The organism is Clostridium sp. CM038 (assembly GCF_055081105.1).
Genome location: NZ_CM143651.1, coordinates 2,026,782 through 2,048,083, shown reverse-complemented (window position 1 = coordinate 2,048,083; position 21,302 = coordinate 2,026,782). Strand labels below are relative to the sequence as shown.

Genomic DNA, 21,302 nt, shown 5'->3' with positions numbered 1-21,302 from the left:
TAAAACACTCTAATTTAAAATCGGAGTGTTTTTTTTCATATTCAAAAAGGATTTTAGGACATCAATGTCGAATATATAGTATACAAACTTTATAATTCGGAGGGCATTATTATGATTAATGAAAAGAACTTCACACAACAAAAACTAGAAATGGTGTATTTAGAAGATTTAGTTCCTAAAGACCATATTCTGAGAAATATAGATAAATACATGGATTTCTCTTTTATAAGAGAACTGACTAAAAAATATTACTGCTTAGATAATGGAAGACCTGGCGTAGATCCTATTATACTTTTTAAAATGCTGTTTATTGGGTACTTATTTGGAATAAAATCTGAACGACAACTTGTAAAGGACATTGAAGTAAATGTGGCTTATAGATGGTTTCTAGGACTAAGTCTTACTGATCCTATTCCAGATCATTCAACAATTAGCCAAAATAGACGTAGACGGTTTAAAGGTACAGATGTGTTTCAAAAAATATTTGACGAAGTAGTATTTAAGGCTATAAATCTTAAGATGGTAACCGGTAAAATACTTTACACAGACTCTACACACCTAAAAGCAAATGCTAATAAGCGAAAGCTTGTGAAAATTGAAGTTGAAAAAACGCCGAAAGAATATGTAGCTGAACTTAATAAAGCAGTGGAAGAAGATAGAATAAACCATGGTAAAAAACCTTTAAAGGAAAAAGAACCTGTTACCAAAATAAAAGAAACTAAAGTTAGCACAACCGACCCCGACAGTGGATATATGATGAGAGATGGCAAGCCGGAAGGCTTCTCATATTTAGATCACAGAACTGTCGATAGCAGACATAATATAATTACTGATGTGTATGTTACTCCTGGAAACATAAATGATGTTGATCCTTATATCGATAGATTAGATGTGCAAATAAAAAAGTTTAATTTTAATACAAAATATGTTGGTGCAGATGCTGGTTATGCTACAAATCTTATATGTAAAGAACTATATGAGAGGGAATTAAAATCTGTAATGGGATACCGTAGGTCTCCACATACAAAAGGAATGTACACAAAAAATAAATTCCAATATGTTAAAGAGCAGGACATTTACGTATGCCCTGACTTAAGGGCTTTACATTATAAAACGACAACAAGAGAAGGATATAAAGAATATGTTGGTAATGCAAAATATTGCGAGATATGTCCAAATAGAGCTCAATGCTTTTCTGCAAAAAGCAAGTTTAAAACTATTAGAAGACATGTTTGGGAAACGTATAAAGAAGATGTTGTAAAGTTCACCAGAACAGATAAAGGCAGAAATATATATAGAAGAAGAAAAGAAACTATAGAGCGAAGCTTCGCAGATTCAAAACAACTGCATGGGCTTCGCTATTGCCATATGCGTGGATTAGAAAATGTGCAAGAGCAGTGTCTGCTTACAGCAGCAGTGCAGAATATGAAAAAGATAGCTAGCCTGCTATCTTTACTGTTTTTTGATTTTCTAACTAAGAAGATAGTTGTTATTTTACATTTATCCATAACTCAAAATGCTATCGCATAATTGCATGTAAAAAACCCAGTATAATAAAAAAATTATACTGGGTTTGTAAACAACCTGTAAGTCTTAAAAGTTAAGACTTAGTTTTTTTTTATTCGAATATATCATTAATGAACATATTGTATTATATTAGCGCGTGGAAACTAACATAATTTACTCAAAGCTAAATTTAATTTATCTATCATAAAATCTACATCATTTTTTGTTATAACAAGAGGTGGCTGGAAAGCTAGCACATTTCTACCTATTCCATTTTTACCCAAAAGAATGCCTTCATCCTTTAATATCTCTAATACAAAGTCAGTTTCTTTAAACGCTGGTTCACCATTTTCTTTTACTAGCTCTACACCTAACATAAGGCCTATACCTCTAACATCATAAATTATTGGGTACTTTTCCTTAAGTTTTAGAAGGCCACTTTTTAATTTTACTCCTAAATTTTCTGCATTTATACATAAGTTATTTTTAGAAATGTAGTCAAGGACAGCTATAGCAGTAGTTGCAGCTACTGGATTTCCGCCTAAGGTAGATGCAGAAGCTTTGGTAAATGTTGCTGCAATTTTATCATTCGTGCAAAAAGCTGATATCGGCATTCCGTTTCCAAGAGCTTTTGCCACTGTAATTATATCTGGAATTATTTCATAATGTTCTATGGCAAACATCTTACCAGTTCTTGCAAATCCTGTTTGAACTTCATCAATAATTAATAGTATTCCATGTTTTTCAAGTAGAGTTTTTAATTTTTTGAAATACCACTGAGGTGGAGTTATAATGCCTCCATTACCTTGCACGGGCTCTGCAATTAAAGCAGCAATCTTATCTGGTCCTTTAGCCTCAATTAATTTTTCTACAGATTCTAAGGATTCTGTAGCTGCTGCTTCAATGCTTTTCTCTTTAGCATAAGTATTGGGGGCAAAGGTAACACAATCAGAAAGCGTAGGATCTGCTCTCCACATAGGTATTCCTGTAACACTCATAGTTAAATAAGTTCTACCATGTAAGCTATTATTCAATGAAATAAATTCATTTCTGCCTGTGTAAAGTCTAGCAAGTAAAAGAGCACCTTCATTAGCTTCTGAGCCCGTACAGCAGAAGAACGAATGATTAACATCCCCAGGTAATACAGATGAAAGCTTTTCAGCTAGATCAACTATTGGCTGTGTTAAATATATAGTACTTGTATGTTGAAGGGTTTTCATTTGTTCTATTGTTGCATCTAAAATTTCAGGGTTACAATGACCGCAATTAACAACAGAAACTCCTGCAAAAAAATCGAGATATTTTTTACCTTCTGAATCAAATAAATACTGCATTTCTCCACGTGTAATCTGAGGTGGGTTTTTATAAAAATGCTGCGAACAGGGAAAAAGGAATTCTTTTTTCTTTTGAATAATTTTTTCAGGACCTATATAATTACACATTATTATAACCGCCTTCATTATTAAATTGAAATGCTCCAAGGGTAAATCCAGCATCACTAGGACTTAGGGAATGGAATAATTCTTCACATTTGCTTAAGTCATTAATGGCTTCTCTGTAAATGCTTAAAACTTTTCGTAGATTATTAGTATCATAATGACAAGCTTCAATTCTAAAATGGTTTACACCAATATCATTTAGTTCTTTTAAAAAGGGAAGATAACAAAGCTCTTTATAAAGCATCATATGATTCCTGCCATAGTTATCTTGATATATTGGGTGTTCATGTTTTTTTTCATCAACTAAAACTAACACCTTGTTATCAACGTGAGAATTATTCTCGCATATCACAAACTCTAAGACTTTTGTATTCTCATATAAATTATGATCCATATACATAACTGTTGGAGAGCCGTGAACTATGATTTCAATAGGAATTGGTGATTTAGCAATGGTCTGTTTAGCGTCTAGCAGTGGGGTCTCTACAGAAAGTGTAGCAACAGATAAACCTTGCTTTTCATAGAAACTAGTCGCATATTGATTATAAATGTTTAAGGAATAATCTCCAATAAGCTCAAGTCCTAAAGATTTGTATTTATGAATAGCTCCTAAATTGGTTACTAATAAGCCATCAAGTCCTAAGTTATTTTTCACAAGTAAATGATTGTATTTTGAAAAATCCTCTTCAAACATCATTTTTGGAAAGCCTAGATATATTTTTGTATTTCCTTTTCCATTTGTTAATTTAAGTATTTCACTCTTGCTAAAAGGAAGGTTTGGCGCAAAAACTTCTCCAGATAAATAAATCGCGTCTACACCGACCTCTATCGCGACTTTAGCTTGTGAATAGGAATTGACTTTTACACTTAGATTAGGTTTCTGTGTTAGAGAAGTTTTTTCATTCAAAAGGGTCTTGATTTGTTCTACCGTTTCTTTACTAATTTCGATTTCTTCTACAGGCTTACTAAAAACTTTACCATGGCTATAAAATTTCCCCGTACCTTCATAGCGTCTATTGATATTTGAGAGCCCCGGGTTTCCAAAGGCACTGCAGGTAGATAAGTCTCTAATGCGGGTTCCATAAATACTTTGGGCATCTTTTTTTCTATCATAGCAAATAGGGTCATCAATATATCTATTTATAGCATCGCTGTAGTAATTAATCATGGTAACTAGATAATCTGCATCTTTCATTCTTCCTTCTATTTTAAAGGAGAGGATACCTGCCTCAATCATTTCAGGTAGATGTTCATACATATACATATCTTTTACAGCCATTGGATATTCTGTAGGATAAGCTAGACCATCTTGTTTCATTGTAAAATTCCAACGGCAGGGCTTCATGCAAAGTCCTCGATTACTACTCTTTCCGAAAAGCATGCCACTATACAAACATTGAGCACCATGGGCAATGCACATATCTCCATGAGCAAAATATTCGAATTCCATATCGGTTTGGTAATGCAAGTTCTTTATGGTTTGTAAATCCATGTCCCTGGACGCAACAATCCTAGTAATTCCACAACCTCGAAGTGCTTTAATAGTCTCTAAGTTGTGAACATTCATCATTACAGATGAATGGATAGTTAGGTTTAAATTTAAACTATTTATTAACTCTAATATGCTAAAATCTTGAATAATTAAAGCATCTGGTCCAGCTTTTTCTAAGAATTTTAGATATTCCACCGCATCTTTTAAATCCTGCTGACTAAAAAGATTGTTTACTGTTACATAAACTTTTTTATTTAAAGAATGAGCAATATTGATTGCTTTTTCTAATTCATCATTTGACAGGTTGTAATCTTTTCGATGCATACGCATATTTAATTTTTTGCCGCCCAAATATACAGCATCAGCACCGCTGTGAATAACCTTTTCAAAAATTTCGAAAGTTCCTGCAGGAGCTAATAATTCTATTTCATTGTTGTTAAAAAATCTACTCATATTAAAGCACCTTCCTTTACTAGTGATGTAGCCTCTTTCTACACTAAGTGAAAAAGAGGTTATATATTATTACAGTGGTATATTATTTAATAAATGAACTATTTGATAAGTCTTGTAATTTGTAATTATTAGTAGTTAGTTTTTTTGCTTTAAGCCAAGTCATAACTTCCTGTAACTCTTTTTCTGGTGGCATAGAAGCCTTTGAATAATTCGGAATAGTTAGTGTGCTTTTTATTGTATCAGGGAAGCCAGCTTCTTTAATTACAAAATCAATATAGCTTTCAGGTTTTTCTTTATTCAAGTATTCAACAGCTTTATTATAAGCTCTATAAAATGATTTTATCTCTTCAGATTTTGAGGATACTGCATCTTTTGTGAATAACATTACACCAGGGTTTATACCTAGTTTATCAGAACTACTCAAAATCTTGCCACCTGCAGAAATCGTAGTACTTGCAAGAGGTTCTGGTAATGTAGCCATATCTAATTTACCATTAGTTAGCATCTCAAGGCGAGTAGGTATTTTTGGTATTGCAACTTTTTTTTGTGAGTTAACATCTATGTTTGAACTTTCTATAATTCTATCTGTTAAGTATTCAATAATAGTATTTTTAGAAATCCCTATGGATTTTCCATCAGCTTGTTCAATTTTAGAAATATTAGAATTCTTTCCAGAGATCAATTTAAAGCTACCTTCTGTTTTTGATGTGATTTTAACATCAAAGTTATTGTCGTTAAAAAATACTACCGAAAGCATATCAGATATTGCTCCATGAATTTTCCCGGTTTGAAGAGCTGTATCCCTATCCGATGCACTTTTAAAATGCTCTAGTTTTACCTGGAAACCTTCTTGCTTAAAATATCCATTGTGCTCTGCTATAATAAGTGGAAGGGAATCTAAATCAGGCATAACACCAATAGTTAGAGTCTTTAGGGATTGTGAACTTGTATCTTTTTTTTGATTGTTAGAACAACCAATGATGCTTATACTCATTATTAATACTAACATAAGTGTTAAAAAAAATTTTTTCATAAAGTGCCTCCAATAATATAATTTTAGAAAGTTTAAAAAAAGTGAAGTATGGATAAAATAATATAAAGCGCTGTAATGAAATGTAAATAACGCAGTTATCATAACACTTATTTAAACTAGTGTAAACAGCTATAGACCCAGCTCGTGGAACATATACATGAACTAAATTAACAAAATACATTATTAATGAACAAATCGCTTTCTTATTTGCTTAGCTAAAATTATTATGATAAAATTTTAACTAAGGAAGTTCAAAATAAATAAAGACTTGGTGATAGTGTTAATAACATATTTAATTTTTTATAAAGTAATATATTTTAATCTAATGTATTAATAATTCTATGGTTTGATATTTATAAACTATGATTTTTATAAAAACAGTCCTATAAAATAATAATTTTAAACAGAAGGGGATATAGTATGAGTGAAAAGAAAAGAATAGCTATACTTGGAGGCGGATATGGCGGAATATTAACCGCGAAGAAACTAGCTAAAAAGTTTAAAAAAGATGAGAATGTTGAAATTACTCTTATAGATCAAAATCCATACCATACATTACTTACTGAACTTCATGAAGTGGCAGCTGGAAGGGTAACGGAAGAATCAATCAGAATTGATCTGAAAAAAATATTTGCAAAAAGAAAAGTAGAGGTTGTACTTGACGAAATTACAGATTTAGATTTTAAAAATAATGTGTTAAAATCTAAAAATAATAACTATAATTACGATTATCTAGTTATTGGTGCTGGCTCCAAGCCAACTTACTTTGGCATAAACGGCGCGCAGGAATACTGCCACAAATTATGGTCATACGAAGATGCTGTAAATTTAAAAGAGCATATCCTTCAAATGTTCAGAAAAGCTGTGAAAGAACCAAACAAAGCAGAAAGACAAAAACTGCTAACGTTTATTGTTGTTGGCGGTGGGTTCACAGGTGTTGAAATGATGGGTGAATTAGGGGAGTGGAAAGAAAGATTATGTAAGGAATTTTACATAGGAGAAGAAGAGGTAACGTTATATTTAGTAGATGACTTGCCTAAAATATTACCTACTTTTCCGGATAAGTTAATTGCAAAAGCTAAGAAAAGACTTAACAAATTAGGAGTTAAAGTACTAACTAATGCCGGTGTTACGGAAGTTACAAAAGATTGTGCTACAATAAGAAATAATGGTACCATTAATACCTACACGGTAATTTGGACAGCTGGTGTTGAAGGTTCAGATATTGTCGGTAAAATGGATATAGCGCAAAAGGGTAGAAAAAGAATAGTAACTGACGACAAGTTACAATCTTTAGATTATAAAAATGTTTATATTGTTGGTGATAATATCTTCTTTATTCCTGAAGGTGAGGAAAGACCTGTTCCTCAGATGGTTGAAAATGCAGAAGCATCTGCTGAATTAATTGCACATAATGTTTATAGTGATATATTAGGCTTAGAAAAAAAATCTTATAAACCTACATTCCATGGTGCAATGGTATGCATAGGTGGTAAATATGGATTAGCAAGCATTGGATCCGGCAAAAAATTCTATAGTTTATCTGGGTTCTTCGCATTATTTGTTAAACACTTTATAAATATTGTGTACTTTATCCAGGTTGCTGGGTTTAACAAATGCTTTTCATATTTATTGCATGAATTTTTCCATGTTAAAGATAATAGAAGCCTTGTAGGTGGACATTTTTCAAAGTCATCTCCAAATTTTTGGCTAGTAGTACTAAGAATATTCGTTGGTTACAAGTGGTTATCAGAAGGGCTTGCAAAATTACCTAAAATAATAGCCGATCCTTCAAAAATATTCTTAATACCTGCTCCAGTAGTTGATGGAGCAACTGCAGCAACGGCTGCGGCAGAAGGAGCAAAGACTGCAGTAGAAGCTGCAACGACTGCAGTGGCATCCTTGCCAGTGCCAGGTTTTATAGGGAAAATGGTTAAATTGTCTATGGATACTTTCTTTTATACAGGGGACGGTGGATTTACGACTTTAGCTTCAGTTTTCCAAACAGGTATGGTAATTGCAGAAATATGCGTAGGATTATTATTGATAGTTGGATTATTTACAGCATTAGCTTCGCTTATGTCAATTGCTATGGGTATAATGATTTGGACTTCAGGAATGGCTCCTACTGAGATGTTATGGTACTTAAGTGCAGGAATCGCGCTTATAGGTGGATCTGGAAGTACTTTCGGGTTAGATTACTATGTATTACCAGTACTTAAAAAATATTGGAAGCGTATAGGATTTGTTAAAAAATCTTATTTATACGTTGATTAACAATTATACATTTAAACAACAGTTATATAATTAAAAATTGAATTTTATAAATCAAATGTCCTTTTAAAAATAATTAAAAGGACATTTGATTTTGTAGTGGAATAATTATAATAAGAAATTAATAGTTATAAAATGAAAAAAAGATTTTAAAATAATAATTGGACATAGGTGATAAAATGAGTAAGTTTTGGTGTGATTACCCTGATATTGCAGAGGAATTGAAAAGCATTCAGAAAATAATTAAGAACAATGTAAAATCTAGTGAGAAAAAGTTTGATGAAGCTATTTCTCCATTAGTTGACGCAGGAGGCAAGATGTTAAGGCCTGCCTTTCTGTTATTAGCAGCAAAATTCGGGGAGTATAACTGTGATAAAATGTATAATTTAGCGGCTGCCATTGAAATGATGCATATGGCAACATTAGTTCATGACGATATTGTAGATGAATCAAAACTGAGGCGCGGCACAGAAACCATACAACATAAATACAGTAAAGAATATGCAGTGTATATAGGTGATTTTTTATTTTGTCAATGTTTTATAATGCTATCTGGATTTGATTATTCTACGGAAAACTTAAGAGATATTTCAAAGGCTATATCTAAAATATGTATAGGGGAAATAAGACAATACAATATAAGATACGCAAGAAACACAAGCCTTAAAAAATATATAAAGATTATATCTGGAAAAACAGCAGCTTTATTTGCTATCAGCTTTTACACTGGTGCAAAGGAATCTAACTGTAGTGAGAAAACTTCAAAATTACTCGGAAGAGTTGGTTACTATATTGGAATGGCTTTCCAAATTATAGATGATTCGCTGGATTACAGTGGAGATGCTAATAAACTAGGGAAAAATCCTCAAAGTGATTTAATAAAAGGGTATTATACACTACCCCTAATATATGCTATGGTAGGGGACAAAGAAAATAGGATTGCTACTATTTTAGATAACTCTTCATTAAGTGATGAAGATGTACGCGAAATAACTATATTAGTTAATAAATACAAAGGAATAGATAAAGCTCAAAACTTAGCGAATAAATATACTAAAAAAGCTTTTGAGTATATAGAAAAATTACCTGATTGTGAAAGTAAAGAAATAATTAAAGATATCACACAAAAATTATTAACTCGGAATTCTTAATGAATTCTAGAAAGGAGTCATTTTATGGCTTATAAAGATTTACAGGATTTTATAAATTATTTGAAAGAAAAAAAACTTTTAGATGAAATTGAAATAGAAGTAGATAGTGATCTTGAAATTACGGAGATAGCTGATAGGGTTTCAAAAAAAAATGGTAACGCATTGCTTTTTAAGAATGTGAAAAATTCTGACTACCCAGTATTAATTAATTCTTTAGGAAGCTACGAAAGAATTAACTATGGACTAGAAGTGGAAGATCTTGATGAAATTGCGGAGACTATAATGGATTTTATGGACGTTACTAATTACATAACGTTAATGAATAAGGTAAAATCTATTCCAAAACTTGCTAGGCTTGCAAGGGTATTTCCTAAAAAAGTCAAAAATGCACCTTGTCAAGAGATAATAGAGGAAGCGGATTTAAGTACACTTCCAATATTAAAGTGCTGGCCAAAAGATGGAGGACGATACATAACACTGCCACTCGTAATAACAAAGGATCCAGAGACTAACCAGCAGAACGTTGGAATGTATAGGCTTCAAGTATATGATAAAAATACCACTGGTATGCATTGGCATCTACATAAAGACGGCAAAGAGATATATGAAAAATATAGGAAGCTTGGAATGAAAATGCCTGTATCTGTAGCCATAGGCTGTGACCCGGCAACTATATATGCAGCAACTGCACCACTTCCAAAAATGATAGATGAAATGATTTTTGCAGGATTTCTTAGAAAATCACCTTTAGAAATTGTTAAATGTATCACCAATGACATTTATGTACCTGCTAATGCTGAATTTGTACTAGAAGGATATGTAGACTTAGATGAAAAAAGACTAGAAGGCCCCTTCGGTGACCATACAGGATATTATTCTCTTGAAGATATGTATCCCGTGTTTCATATTGAAAAGATTACAAGAAAAAAGAATCCAGTATATGTTACAACCGTTGTAGGTAAGCCTCCTATGGAAGATTGTTACCTAGGAAAAGCTACAGAACGGATTTTTTTACCCCTAATAAAGGTTCAATGCCCAGAAATAATAGACATGAATTTCCCTTTAGAAGGAGTATTTCATAATTGTGTAATTGTTTCTATTAAGAAAGCCTATCCAAAGCATGCTCATAAAGTTATGAATGCGCTATGGGGTCTTGGACAAATGATGTATACAAAAATGATTATAGTTGTAGATGAAAATATAGATCCACATGATATTTCAACCGTTGCATGGAAAGTATTTAACAATATTGACCCTAAGAGGGATCTAGTAATTTCAGATGGACCTTTAGATGCACTAGACCATGCATCAAATACTCCTCATTATGGATCTAGAATAGGTATAGATGCTACAAAAAAATGGCCCACAGAAGGACATTTAAGACCTTGGCCAGATGATATAGAAATGTCGGATGAAATTAAGAAAATGGTAGATAAGAGGTGGAAGGAATATGGTATTAAAGAAACTTAAAAAATATGGAGAGTTAGTTATGTTTTCGCATACATTATTTTCACTTCCTTTCGCTTTAATAGCAATGATTTGGGCAGCAGATGGGTTACCTTCAGGTCCTACAATATTTTGGATATTAATTGCTTTGATTGGAGCTCGCAATGGAGCTAATGCTCTCAATAGAATTGTAGATAAAGATATTGATAAAAAGAATCCTAGAACGGCAAGTAGACATTTGCCAAAAGGAATAGTAAAGGTTTATGAAGTCTGGGGAATCATAATACTGTGTTTTTCAATCTTTATTTTAGCAGCCTATGAATTAAATGATTTATGTTTTCTATTATCACCAGTGGCGCTTTTTCTTTTTATAATTTATTCCTATACTAAAAGATTTACATGGATATGCCATATTATTCTAGGTATTACTTGTGGAGGAGCTCCTGTGGGAGCATGGCTTGCAGTAACAGGAAAATTTGCGCTCACACCAATTATTTTAGGTGCTGTAGTTACTCTATGGGTAGCAGGGTTTGATATAATTTATGCAACTCAAGATATTGACTTTGATAGAAAGGCAGGTTTATTTTCTATACCTGCTAAATTTGGCCTAAAGGGGGCTTTATACATATCCACCTTGTTTCACTTTATTATGATTTTACTTTTATTTAGCTTATATTTTATAATGCATACAGGTCTTATATATTTATTTGGTATTTTTATAAGTGCTATTTTATTAGCATTAGAACATTATATTGTATCGCCAACAAACGAAAAGAAGATGAAAATTGCTTCTTATCACATAAACCAAGTTGTAAGTGTTTTGATATTTGTTTTTACTGTATTAGATATGTTTATATATTATAATTAAGAGGTGATTTATTTGGGAAGATATATAGTAGGGATTACTGGAGCTAGTGGTAGCATTTACGGTGTACGACTTATAGAAGAACTAATAGAAAAAGATAATGAAGTTTATTTGGTTATTACAGATAATGGTAAAAAGGTTTTAGAATATGAGGTTGAAATTAATTTTGAGGAATGGCTCCAAAATATGAATAAAACCAAAGGAACGCTTAAACTATGTGAAATAGACGATATGTTTTCCTCTATAGCAAGCGGTTCCTTTAAGACTGATGGAATGGTAATTGTGCCATGCTCAATGGGAACCCTTTCAAAAATACGAAGTGGTACTTCCGATAATTTACTAATAAGAGCTGCGGATGTAATTATTAAAGAAAAAAGAAAGTTGATTTTGATTCCAAGAGAAACTCCTCTAAGTTCTATTCACCTTCAGAACATGCTTTTTTTAAGTGATTTAAATGTTAGAATAATACCGCCTATGCCAGCTTTTTATCAAAAGCCTAAAACCATTGACGATATTATAAATATCACTGTGGGGAGGATTCTTGAAAACTTAGATATAGATAGTGATTTATGTCATGAGTGGAGTGGAAATAAATGATAAAAATAAATAATTTAAATGTTTGTTATAAAAATGTAGACAAAAATGTAAAGGCGATAGAAAATGCAAATTTAACAGTGAAAAAGGGGGAAATATGTGCTGTAATTGGCCCCTCAGGGGGAGGCAAATCAACCTTATTAAAAGTTTTAGCAGGAATTATTGTAGACTATGAAGGTGAAGTTTTAATAGATGGAAAAACAGTAGATCCTAAAAATCATAGAATTGGGTTAATACCTCAGAATTACGGACTAGTTAAATGGAAAAACGTAGAAGAAAACATATTTCTTTCAACTAAAATTAAAGATGGCAAGGTGAATATAGATATAGAATTTTATAAAAAAATTCTAAAAGAGTTAAAGCTTGAAGACTTTGTTAAAAGGTACCCCAGTCAGCTAAGTGGGGGACAAATGCAGAGAGTTTCCCTGGCTAGAGCTCTATTATTAAAACCAGATTTACTTTTAATGGATGAATCTTTTTCTGCATTAGATGCTATGACTAGGGAGGATGTTCAAAAATTGTTTTTAGAAGTATGGGAAGAACATAAGGTTACCACCATCCTTGTAACCCATGATATTAAGGAAGCAATATATTTAGCGAAGGACATAGCTGTAATCTCATCGTCTCCAGGAAAAATAGTTGAAGTTATAAGCAATCCATTGTTTGGACGTGTAACTACGGAGGTAGATTTAGAATATATCCATGTAAATAGTAAACTTAGAAAAATTCTTAAAGGGGACGCATTGTAATGAGACTTAAAGAATATAAAATAATTAATTTTGTTATTGCTTTTATCATTATTTTTAGTTTATGGCAAATAATAGCAATGATTATTAGTAAGCCTTTATTTCCACCACCATATGCAATAGTTATAAATATATTTAGAACTTTTCATAAGGATATTTCAATCCATGTTATTTACAGTTTTAATAGAATTATGGTAGGTATATTATTTACATTGGCAATAGGTGTGCCAGTGGGTATTTTAATGGGATACTTTAAAAAAATTGATTTAATATTTTCACCAATTATATATTTTAATTATCCAATACCCAAGATTGCATTACTTCCTATAGTAATGCTTATTTTTGGGTTAGGAGATTTGACAAAAATAGTTATGATATTTTTAATTACCTTTTTTCCCGTAGTAGTTAATATACGAGATGAAGTGAAAAATATTCCTGAAGATGTTTTTTATCCTATGTATTCATTGGGAGCAACGAATTTTCAAATAATAAAAGAAATTGTTTTTCCAGGAATTCTTAAAGCTATATTAACATCTCTTAGGATAGGCATAGGCACAGCAATATCGGTTTTATTTTTTACTGAAAATTTCGGGACTGAATACGGCATGGGATATTTTATTATGGATTCATGGATGAGAATTAACTATATACAAATGTACTCAGGAATTTTAATTCTAAGTATAATTGGCTTATTTTTCTTTATTATAATCGACATTTTAGAGGGGATATTTTGTCCTTGGATATAAAAATATTAAAATAATTCTCAAGAGTTTTATAATGGACTAGTAAATGGTATACTTGAAATGAGAAGAAGCTCAAAATCGATTTTATTATAATAACCGATATTTACTCCAGAGAAGGTCAAGGGTAATAGAGTAGTCACGGAAACTAATATGTAAAACTTAATTATGTATAGAGTCATTATAGTGCTATAAATTTTATGTTCAGAGAGCAGTTAGGAATAAAAATAGGTATAGCAAACAAGCCTACACGATGCAGGAATTTTCAGAAAAAAGTACTTAATTGTCAAACAGCTACTCTAATAAATTTAAAATACTAAAACCTGAAACTTTAAGTCTTGCATCTAGATGAATATTAATTCCAGCAATCATAGTCATAAATGAATAACGTTTTTTACCATGTATTCGTAAAGTATGAATTTTATAATCATTTAGAATACGATTGTTTATACGTTCTGAGCAGGTTCTAGTTTTATAAATAGTTTTCCATTGTTTTGAGCCGCGAGGCACAGGAGTAAACAACCGCAAATCCCATGATGGTTTAGTGTAGATTACTCGCCCATAAGGTGAAGGTGAGCACTGTTCACAGCAAGAGCAACTAGCAACCTTTTTTAAAACTAAAGGGCAACGCCATTTAAGGCGTGAACGACTTTTTTCATAACCGTTATAGACCATTTCATGGCCACCAATACAGATAGGAAATCCTTTTTCATTAATATCTAGAGTAACTGGATATTTTGAATTTCCTTTGTTTTTGGAGTTCAGATCAATAAAGGGATTAATGTTCCATTTAGAACATAATTCATATGTAGGGTAGTTATCATTAGCTGAGTCAAGAACATAATTTGATATAGTGAACTGCGGTAACAGTTCTCTAAATTCAGCTAATGCTACTATTCCAGTGACACTGTCGTGTCTGCTTGCCTCTACAAATCGTAGATAAATAGGTAGATCTATCTTATATTTTTTATTATAGACAGATAAAGCATAGAGAGTGTAGCCATAAAACCAACGATTTTCATGGCTGTCCCAACCCCAATTAGCATTTATGTCAGAAAGTCTACGAGGGCATTTGCAATCGTAAATTCCATTTTCACGGCAGTCACAAACTTTAGAACCATAGTAAGAAGACTTACAGTGAACACAAGTACCATCGCCGCCAACTGTAAGGTTATCTTTTTCTATTAAGTTAAGATTAAAAGAGGGTTCTACAGCAACTAATGAGAATATTTTTTGAAGCAGCCTTTCGGCTCTTAGGGAAAATGAGCGACCAGCTTCAAAAAAATCTGAAATTCTCTTAACAACACCAGTTTTTTTATTAGGAAGCTTTTTATTTTTCCCGGGTGCCTTAATTTTAGAGGGTTTCTTCTTATACGAATATATTTTTTTTAGGTTTACCCTGTCGGTAGACAGATTTGAAAGCCATAATCTAGAGATAAAATCATAATGAGCACCAAGTGATGGGACATTATTTTTAGTGCAGCCTATACAGGTTGCAAGTAACTCACAGGCATGAATCTTTTTAACCCAGTTGGTAATGCTTGTTTCCTTTTGAAAAAGCATTAAAGAAAATGAACGAAATATCTCAGGTTGAAGAGTTGCAGGTCTACCAATATTAGAATAATAAGGTTTTAATATCTCTCTAAGAATATCTAAGTCTAAGCAATACAACTTAGAGATAGAAGGTTCAAGTTCTATAATTTTTTTAGGAAAAGCTTTGTAGAAACATGAGAGATTTAAAATAATAAATTGCTGATAATCAGCATGAGAGCTCCAATTTTTAAGCATAAAATAATCCTCCTATTAAAACATGTCTTTAAGAGGAGGACCGCAAAATTTTACAGGCTTGTCAAGTGTTTTATGCAAAAAAAGTGGGGGAATCAACAAAAATTAATGATACTAAAAATGAGTAATCACAGGAGCTAAGGAGTTTCCGTGAAAGCTCTAATAACAAGAGGGGGGACTTATTTGAAAAAATTATTAGGACTAACTTTAATAATAGTTTTAGCAATTAGCCTAGTGTCTTGTGGTTCTAAAAATATAATTTATAAAGAAGGAATCTATGAGGGAAATGCAGAAGGACATATTGGGCCTATAAAAGTACAAATAGCAACTGACAAATATGAAATAAAAGAAATTAAGATATTGGAGCAACAAGAAATACCAATAATAGCTAATATAGTTTATGAAAAGATCCCAGTGAGAGTCATTAAAGCCAATAGTTCAGAGGTTGAGGTTGTGGCAGGAGCTACATATACGAGTGATGGGCTCATAAAAGCAATTAAGGATGGGTTAAATAAAGCAAAAGTTAAAAAATGACAATATGAGGTGGAGTGTTATTGAAATTACAGTATAGATTAACAATATTTATGAGCATTATAATATTTATCGTGATCGGTAGTATAGGAGTTGTTACTTATTACCAAGCACGAAATTCTGTGGAAACTCAAATGGGAAATAATGCTATGGATTTAGCTGTAACTATTGCTTCTATTGATATAATTGAAGAAACTTTAGCAACCTCAAATGATTATGGAACTGTTCAAAAGACTATAGAAAGTTTCAGAGATAAAACTAGATTTAAATATATTATTGTTATGGATATGAAGGGAATAAAATATTCTTATCCCTTTGGAAATTCGCTAGGCAAAAAATATGCTGATGGTGGAGAAGAACGGGTAATTGCAAAGGGTGAGTCTTATGTATCTAAGGACAGGAATGTGCTGATTTCTGCAATAAGAGCCTTCGTACCCATATATTATAAAGGAGAACAAGTAGGAGCAGTTTTAGTGGGTCTATTAACCGATACCGTGTATGCTGAACTTAGCTTTCATTTATTTTGTTTAAAGATAGCTTTAGTAGGTGGACTTTTAATGGGTATAATTGCCGCAGCCATTTTATCAAATAGAATAAAAAAGAGCATATTTGGTCTAGAGCCAAAGGAAATTGCACTTCTATTAGGTCAGAGAGACTTAATTTTGCAGAATCTTAAAAATGGAATTCTAGCTATTGATAAAGATGGTAAAGTAATACTCTTTAATAAAATAGCTAAGGAAATATTACAACTAGAAGATGAGGATATAGGTAAAAAGATTGTTAATTTTAACTTTAATTATACAGATGAAATGATGGAAGTATTGAGGACTCATGAAGGGGTATATAATCAAGAAATTAAAATACGCCAGAATAGAACCCTTATGTGCAGTCATACCTTATTAAAAAATTATAGAGAAGAGATTATAGGTGTTGTATCCAGTTTTCAGGACTTAACAGAAGTTAAGAATATGGCAGAAGAATTAACGGGAATTAAAAAAATGACCTGTGCCTTAAGAGCACAAAATCACGAGTTTATGAACAAACTTCACACTATTTCAGGACTTATACAATTAGAAGAATATGATGAGGTAATTGAATATATTTGTCATATATCGAAGCTACGAGGCGAAGTTTCTGATATTCTCAATAAAAAAATTAAGAATGCGCACATAGCAGGGATCTTACTTGCTAAATATAGCAAGGCAACAGAAGCAAAGATTTCTTTAGAAATTGATTCAAATTCTTATATAGATAAAATTCCTGAAAACATAACAGTAGATGAAATTTGCTCTGTTATTGGAAACTTAATAGAAAATTCTATTGAAGAATTAGTGAAATTTGAAAATGGTAGGATATTTATAAGATTAAATTCTACTAATGAAGCACTTAGAATAAGGATTCAGGATAATGGGCCTGGAATTAGTGAAAATATAATGGATAGTGTTTTTGTTCGCGGATTTACAACTAAAGTTGGAAATAGAGGATTTGGGCTTAGTATTGTAAAGCAAATAATAGATTATGCTGGTGGAGATATAAATATTCTGCAAGAAAATGGAACTATATGGGATATTTTTATACCGATGAAAAGGGGGTAGATGATATGATTAAGGTTCTTATTGTTGAAGATGACCCAATGGTGGCAAAAATCAACGAAAAATTTTTAAAAAAGATAGAGGGATTTACACTATATGATAGCGTTAACTCGATTGAAAAAGCAAAAGAAGTTGTATTAAGAGGGAAACCTGAATTAATATTATTAGATGTTTTTTTTCCTCAAGGGAAGGGTATAGATTTATTAAAGTGGATACGACTCCAAAATTTTAAATGTGATGTTATATTAATCACAGCAGATAGGAACACAGAAACGGTTGAAGAAGCCTTTCGATATGGTGCAGTAGATTATTTAGTTAAACCCTTTATATTCAATAGATTTAAAGAAGCACTTCTTCAATTTAAAAGTAGAAAGAATAGTTTTAAAAACTTTGATAGTATGGAGCAAGGAGCTATTGATAAATATACCATAAAAGAGAATAGACATGTGATAGAATATGATGGGAATATTGGTGACATTAAGGGATTTAATCAATACACCTACGAAAAAGTTTTAGTGGGTATATCTAACATGAAAGATAATTCTTTTACATCAGAACAGATGGCAAAAAATATCGGAGTTTCTAGAATAACTGCTAGAAGATACTTAGATTATTTAGAGAAAGAACAAAAACTTGTAGTTGAAATGGAATACGGTAAAGTTGGTAGGCCTAAGAACAAATATAGAATAAAAGGAGAATATTAGTGTCATCTAAGATGCACTAATATTCTCCTTTTATTATGAGGGTTAGAATTTAAAACTCTTCAGTTTCTAATTTAAAGCCTTCTATAACAATATCCTCATCAATTTCAATAAGTAGACATCTTCTACCGTCCTTATTTTTTACTTGTTTAATTGAATTTAGTTCCTTAGGTGTTAAAGTAATATTTGCAATTTCACTAGTAATTTTAATGGATTTTGCATTAAATTCAGGTACAATATTGTTTATCTTAAAATCATATTCGCTACCACAAGTTTCCTCAAAAGCAGTTTCTATATCGCATATAATCTCTGCACCAGAATTATTAAGGATATTTTTAATATCTTTAGCGCAAAGAGTAGGAGTTTCACCTTCGTCAGCTTGCTCCGCAAATTCGTGGATGTTCGCATAAATATCTTGCATAAGTTCAGGTTTTATTTTATCTCCAATTATAGATTTTAATATATCACTAAAGCAATTTTTTTCATCTTCAGCAGTAAATTTAAAAGCACAGTTAAGAACATTTTCAATAAAGTCTGTGTTTAATTCCTTAGGTTTTGAGGCGTAATATAAAATTTTATTAATATCTGAATACCCATTAGTTAGGCTAGGAAACATAAAGCCTTCCAAGGGGGCATTAAGATTAATAACCGAATCTAGGGCTGAATTTGCTTTAAATTCCTTATCAGTGTAGTCGAATTTTAGGGTTCTCTTTGGAATATCTATTTTGTTTACACTTGCTAGGATAAAGTTAAAGGCTTGGACAGCATCATCGATACTTTCATTTGCATCCATATTTTTGTGGCTAGAGCCTAGCCAGTATTCAGCTTTAATGAAAGTAACCACCACATCAGTTTCATATTTATAGTTAGCCGCAATCTTTTCAATAAGCTTATTAATGTAGCTTTGAATTTCATTTTTATCACTTGATTTTAAAGCACCACCTAAAATTTCTTGAGTATTATTTTCTTCTTCTATATTTTGAACATTCAACTCGAAAATTTTAGTATCAATAGCACCGGTAAGAACTTTCTTAAAATTACCTAAGAACAACTCTTTTTTATCCATATCCATTCTATCAAAGTAATCAAATTCTGAATGAATAACTGGCTCATAATCAATTCGTACATTATCTTTTTTTAGATAAACACTATAAATCTCCTGGATTTTCATCATGCCACTATCTAATTTAAACCCTTTTCTTATGTTTGCCAACTCTTTTTTATTCATCATTAAACCTCTTTTCATTGTTATTTTATAAGCAATTCAAGAAAATATTCTCGAAATCAGTGACTTGTTATTTTCTTTCATATACATAAAATTATACCACAAAATTATGGATTGGAATTATAAAATTTCCTTTGTTGATTAATAATAACTATTGACAAATTATAATTATCATGTTATATTATAAATATAAGAAGCGCAACTTATCATATATTTAGTAAAATCTTTAAACAAACTTGATACCCCCAATAAAATATAATAGAGTGGGGAGAGGTCATAAAAAATATATAGAAACTATACGTAAACTAAGAATTCAAAGATGATTGCCATTGCAATCGGCTAGGAAGCCATTTTATAAATTACTTAGGAATACAAAAGTTAAGTTTAACCGTAATAAATTAAGTATTAAAATTGTAACACTATACTGATTTATTGATTAAAATTTAAAAAGAAAATATAGTTTAAGGAGAAAAAATATTGTTAAATATATTAAGAACAAATAGAAGTTAGAATCTAATTCGTTGTGAATTAAGGATTCTAACTTCTATTTGTTTGTGTATTAGTATATATATTCTCTGATTTAATTGTTTTCAGTAAACCAGTCAATCAATTTTTTAGCTATGCTTATACTATCAGGTGTTAAAGGTAGTTCAGTAGAACTATACCATTTAGCATGCCCAATTTCTTTTCCGTCTACTTGTATTTCTCCGCTTTCGTATTCGCAAGTAAATCCTATCATTAGAGAATTAGGAAAAGGCCAAGGTTGATTTCCAAAATATTTTATATTTTTTACAGTAATGCCTGTTTCTTCACAAACTTCGCGAACAACACACTCCTCAAAAGTCTCTCCAACCTCTACAAAACCAGAAACTACACTATATAAATCTTTCGGAAATTGATTATTATGAGCAAGAAGTAATTTCCCATCTTTTACAACAGCTACAATTATAGCTGGACAAATCCTAGGGTAATTTACAAGTCCACACTTGGAACATTTTTTAGATCTTTCTCCACCAACGCTCTGAGTTAATGTGCCACATCTGCCACAATATTTATGATCATTATTAAAGCTTACTATTTGTTTAGCTCTCCCAGCTATCCAAAACATTTCGTTAGGTAACTGGTGAGTTAAAGATTTAAGGTCGAGCAAACACATACTGTTTGGGATAATAGCATCTTTATTCATTTCTCCACAAAAGCAATTTTCACCATTTATGGAGCCAAGATATTGAATATTATTTAATTTTAAATCTACTAGATCTCTAATTGTAGGTATTGTTGTTTTATTAGCGTCAGATTTAACTAATAACTCATCCTTGTAAAATAAAAAATAAATATCATTATTTGTTTCAGGTAAAATTGAAGCTACTGAGGGTATAAAAGTTGATATAATTTTATCGTTATGCATTAGTATCATATCTCCAATCTATAATTTTAAATTGTCTAAACAATTAGAATTCATTTTAATTATCATACAATTATATCATACACGAATAATTATTAATATTATAAAAATTAATAAATAAAAAGAATTTGAGATATAACGAAAATAGGTTTACATAATTGTAATTATGTAAACCTACAAAAATGTAAACCTACATTAATAATTAATATTGTAAAAAAGCCGAAATAACAATCTATATATTAGATATGCTTGAGTTTGTAAATTAAATCAAAAATATTGTCAAATAAATAGCATATAGCATTTTTTTATACTTTTAATTTGGTA

At 31.3% G+C, this 21,302-nt stretch carries 17 protein-coding genes; 11 read left to right on the top strand and 6 right to left on the bottom strand.

The genetic code is table 11. The annotated features are described in order from the left end of the window. Positions 1-111: 111 nt before the first annotated feature. Positions 112-1,530 (top strand): IS1182 family transposase, encoded by a 1,419-nt coding sequence (locus ACWJKS_RS09295; protein ID WP_268064016.1) that lies wholly within the window; start codon positions 112-114, stop codon positions 1,528-1,530. Between the two features lie 140 nt (positions 1,531-1,670). On the opposite strand, the gene ACWJKS_RS09290 is transcribed toward ACWJKS_RS09295, so the two are convergent. The 3 genes from ACWJKS_RS09290 to ACWJKS_RS09280 all read right to left on the bottom strand — a co-directional run bounded on the left by ACWJKS_RS09290 (position 1,671) and on the right by ACWJKS_RS09280 (position 5,923). After that, positions 1,671-2,948, bottom strand: a complete 1,278-nt coding sequence (locus ACWJKS_RS09290) for an aspartate aminotransferase family protein (protein WP_462961027.1) — start codon at positions 2,946-2,948, stop codon at positions 1,671-1,673. Beyond that, positions 2,941-4,890: a peptidase U32 family protein gene (locus ACWJKS_RS09285; RefSeq protein ID WP_462961026.1), complete on the bottom strand. Its 1,950-nt coding sequence runs from the start codon at positions 4,888-4,890 to the stop codon at positions 2,941-2,943. The genes ACWJKS_RS09290 and ACWJKS_RS09285 overlap by 8 nt, the downstream gene beginning before the upstream one ends. Positions 4,891-4,972: 82 nt before the next feature. Then, complete coding sequence (locus ACWJKS_RS09280; protein ID WP_462961025.1) at positions 4,973-5,923, bottom strand: ABC transporter substrate-binding protein; 951 nt, start codon at positions 5,921-5,923, stop codon at positions 4,973-4,975. 420 nt (positions 5,924-6,343) lie between these two features. On the opposite strand from ACWJKS_RS09280, the gene ACWJKS_RS09275 reads away from it, so the two are divergent. The 7 genes from ACWJKS_RS09275 (at position 6,344) to ACWJKS_RS09245 (ending at position 13,745) form a co-directional block, all read left to right on the top strand. Further along, a complete protein-coding gene (locus ACWJKS_RS09275; RefSeq protein WP_216302830.1) occupies positions 6,344-8,200 on the top strand; it encodes an FAD-dependent oxidoreductase in 1,857 nt (618 codons plus the stop codon). A gap of 176 nt (positions 8,201-8,376) precedes the next feature. Next, positions 8,377-9,348: a polyprenyl synthetase family protein gene (locus tag ACWJKS_RS09270; RefSeq protein WP_462961024.1), complete on the top strand. Its 972-nt coding sequence runs from the start codon at positions 8,377-8,379 to the stop codon at positions 9,346-9,348. Positions 9,349-9,372: 24 nt separating this feature from the next. Next, entirely contained in the window at positions 9,373-10,818 is a 1,446-nt protein-coding gene (locus ACWJKS_RS09265; RefSeq protein WP_462961023.1) for a menaquinone biosynthesis decarboxylase, read from the top strand. After that, positions 10,799-11,662, top strand: a complete 864-nt coding sequence (locus ACWJKS_RS09260; RefSeq protein ID WP_462961022.1) for a UbiA-like polyprenyltransferase — start codon at positions 10,799-10,801, stop codon at positions 11,660-11,662. The genes ACWJKS_RS09265 and ACWJKS_RS09260 overlap by 20 nt, the downstream gene beginning before the upstream one ends. A gap of 12 nt (positions 11,663-11,674) precedes the next feature. Then, positions 11,675-12,256 carry a UbiX family flavin prenyltransferase gene (locus tag ACWJKS_RS09255; protein WP_462961021.1) on the top strand — a complete coding sequence of 194 codons (582 nt, stop codon included), beginning with the start codon at positions 11,675-11,677 and terminating at the stop codon, positions 12,254-12,256. Continuing rightward, the gene (locus ACWJKS_RS09250; RefSeq protein ID WP_462961020.1) at positions 12,253-13,002 is read left to right on the top strand and encodes an ATP-binding cassette domain-containing protein; all 750 of its coding nucleotides are present in this window, start codon (positions 12,253-12,255) and stop codon (positions 13,000-13,002) included. The genes ACWJKS_RS09255 and ACWJKS_RS09250 overlap by 4 nt, the downstream gene beginning before the upstream one ends. Further along, positions 13,002-13,745, top strand: coding sequence for an ABC transporter permease (locus ACWJKS_RS09245; RefSeq protein WP_165412785.1), 744 nt, complete (start codon positions 13,002-13,004; stop codon positions 13,743-13,745). Before ACWJKS_RS09250 ends, ACWJKS_RS09245 begins: the two co-directional genes overlap by 1 nt. Before the next feature lie 288 nt (positions 13,746-14,033). On the opposite strand, the gene ACWJKS_RS09240 is transcribed toward ACWJKS_RS09245, so the two are convergent. Continuing rightward, positions 14,034-15,527: a hypothetical protein gene (locus ACWJKS_RS09240; protein ID WP_462959674.1), complete on the bottom strand. Its 1,494-nt coding sequence runs from the start codon at positions 15,525-15,527 to the stop codon at positions 14,034-14,036. A 180-nt stretch (positions 15,528-15,707) separates the two neighbouring features. Here ACWJKS_RS09240 and ACWJKS_RS09235 point away from each other — a divergent pair, with 180 nt between their 5' ends. Genes ACWJKS_RS09235 through ACWJKS_RS09225 form a run of 3 tightly spaced genes read left to right on the top strand, consistent with a single transcriptional unit; the run spans position 15,708 to position 18,351 of the window. Beyond that, positions 15,708-16,058 carry an FMN-binding protein gene (locus ACWJKS_RS09235; RefSeq protein ID WP_462961019.1) on the top strand — a complete coding sequence of 117 codons (351 nt, stop codon included), beginning with the start codon at positions 15,708-15,710 and terminating at the stop codon, positions 16,056-16,058. Positions 16,059-16,078: 20 nt separating this feature from the next. Continuing rightward, positions 16,079-17,650: an ATP-binding protein gene (locus ACWJKS_RS09230; RefSeq protein WP_216302836.1), complete on the top strand. Its 1,572-nt coding sequence runs from the start codon at positions 16,079-16,081 to the stop codon at positions 17,648-17,650. 5 nt (positions 17,651-17,655) lie between these two features. Continuing rightward, positions 17,656-18,351, top strand: coding sequence for a response regulator (locus ACWJKS_RS09225; protein WP_165412788.1), 696 nt, complete (start codon positions 17,656-17,658; stop codon positions 18,349-18,351). Between the two features lie 49 nt (positions 18,352-18,400). On the opposite strand, the gene ACWJKS_RS09220 is transcribed toward ACWJKS_RS09225, so the two are convergent. Continuing rightward, the gene (locus tag ACWJKS_RS09220) at positions 18,401-19,576 is read right to left on the bottom strand and encodes a DUF4317 family protein (protein WP_220320189.1); all 1,176 of its coding nucleotides are present in this window, start codon (positions 19,574-19,576) and stop codon (positions 18,401-18,403) included. Between the two features lie 577 nt (positions 19,577-20,153). Next, entirely contained in the window at positions 20,154-20,981 is an 828-nt protein-coding gene (nudC, locus tag ACWJKS_RS09215) for an NAD(+) diphosphatase (protein ID WP_165412789.1), read from the bottom strand. Positions 20,982-21,302: the final 321 nt, after the last annotated feature.

Coding starts and splice junctions, on each gene's coding strand:
- ACWJKS_RS09225 (WP_165412788.1), top strand. CDS start 17,656: ATGATTAAGGTTCTTATTGTTGAAGATGACCCAATGGTGGCAAAAATC.
- ACWJKS_RS09220 (WP_220320189.1), bottom strand. CDS start 19,576: ATGAATAAAAAAGAGTTGGCAAACATAAGAAAAGGGTTTAAATTAGAT.
- ACWJKS_RS09295 (WP_268064016.1), top strand. CDS start 112: ATGATTAATGAAAAGAACTTCACACAACAAAAACTAGAAATGGTGTAT.
- ACWJKS_RS09285 (WP_462961026.1), bottom strand. CDS start 4,890: ATGAGTAGATTTTTTAACAACAATGAAATAGAATTATTAGCTCCTGCA.
- nudC (WP_165412789.1), bottom strand. CDS start 20,981: ATGCATAACGATAAAATTATATCAACTTTTATACCCTCAGTAGCTTCA.
- ACWJKS_RS09265 (WP_462961023.1), top strand. CDS start 9,373: ATGGCTTATAAAGATTTACAGGATTTTATAAATTATTTGAAAGAAAAA.
- ACWJKS_RS09245 (WP_165412785.1), top strand. CDS start 13,002: ATGAGACTTAAAGAATATAAAATAATTAATTTTGTTATTGCTTTTATC.
- ACWJKS_RS09275 (WP_216302830.1), top strand. CDS start 6,344: ATGAGTGAAAAGAAAAGAATAGCTATACTTGGAGGCGGATATGGCGGA.
- ACWJKS_RS09260 (WP_462961022.1), top strand. CDS start 10,799: ATGGTATTAAAGAAACTTAAAAAATATGGAGAGTTAGTTATGTTTTCG.
- ACWJKS_RS09290 (WP_462961027.1), bottom strand. CDS start 2,948: ATGTGTAATTATATAGGTCCTGAAAAAATTATTCAAAAGAAAAAAGAA.
- ACWJKS_RS09240 (WP_462959674.1), bottom strand. CDS start 15,527: ATGCTTAAAAATTGGAGCTCTCATGCTGATTATCAGCAATTTATTATT.
- ACWJKS_RS09280 (WP_462961025.1), bottom strand. CDS start 5,923: ATGAAAAAATTTTTTTTAACACTTATGTTAGTATTAATAATGAGTATA.
- ACWJKS_RS09250 (WP_462961020.1), top strand. CDS start 12,253: ATGATAAAAATAAATAATTTAAATGTTTGTTATAAAAATGTAGACAAA.
- ACWJKS_RS09270 (WP_462961024.1), top strand. CDS start 8,377: ATGAGTAAGTTTTGGTGTGATTACCCTGATATTGCAGAGGAATTGAAA.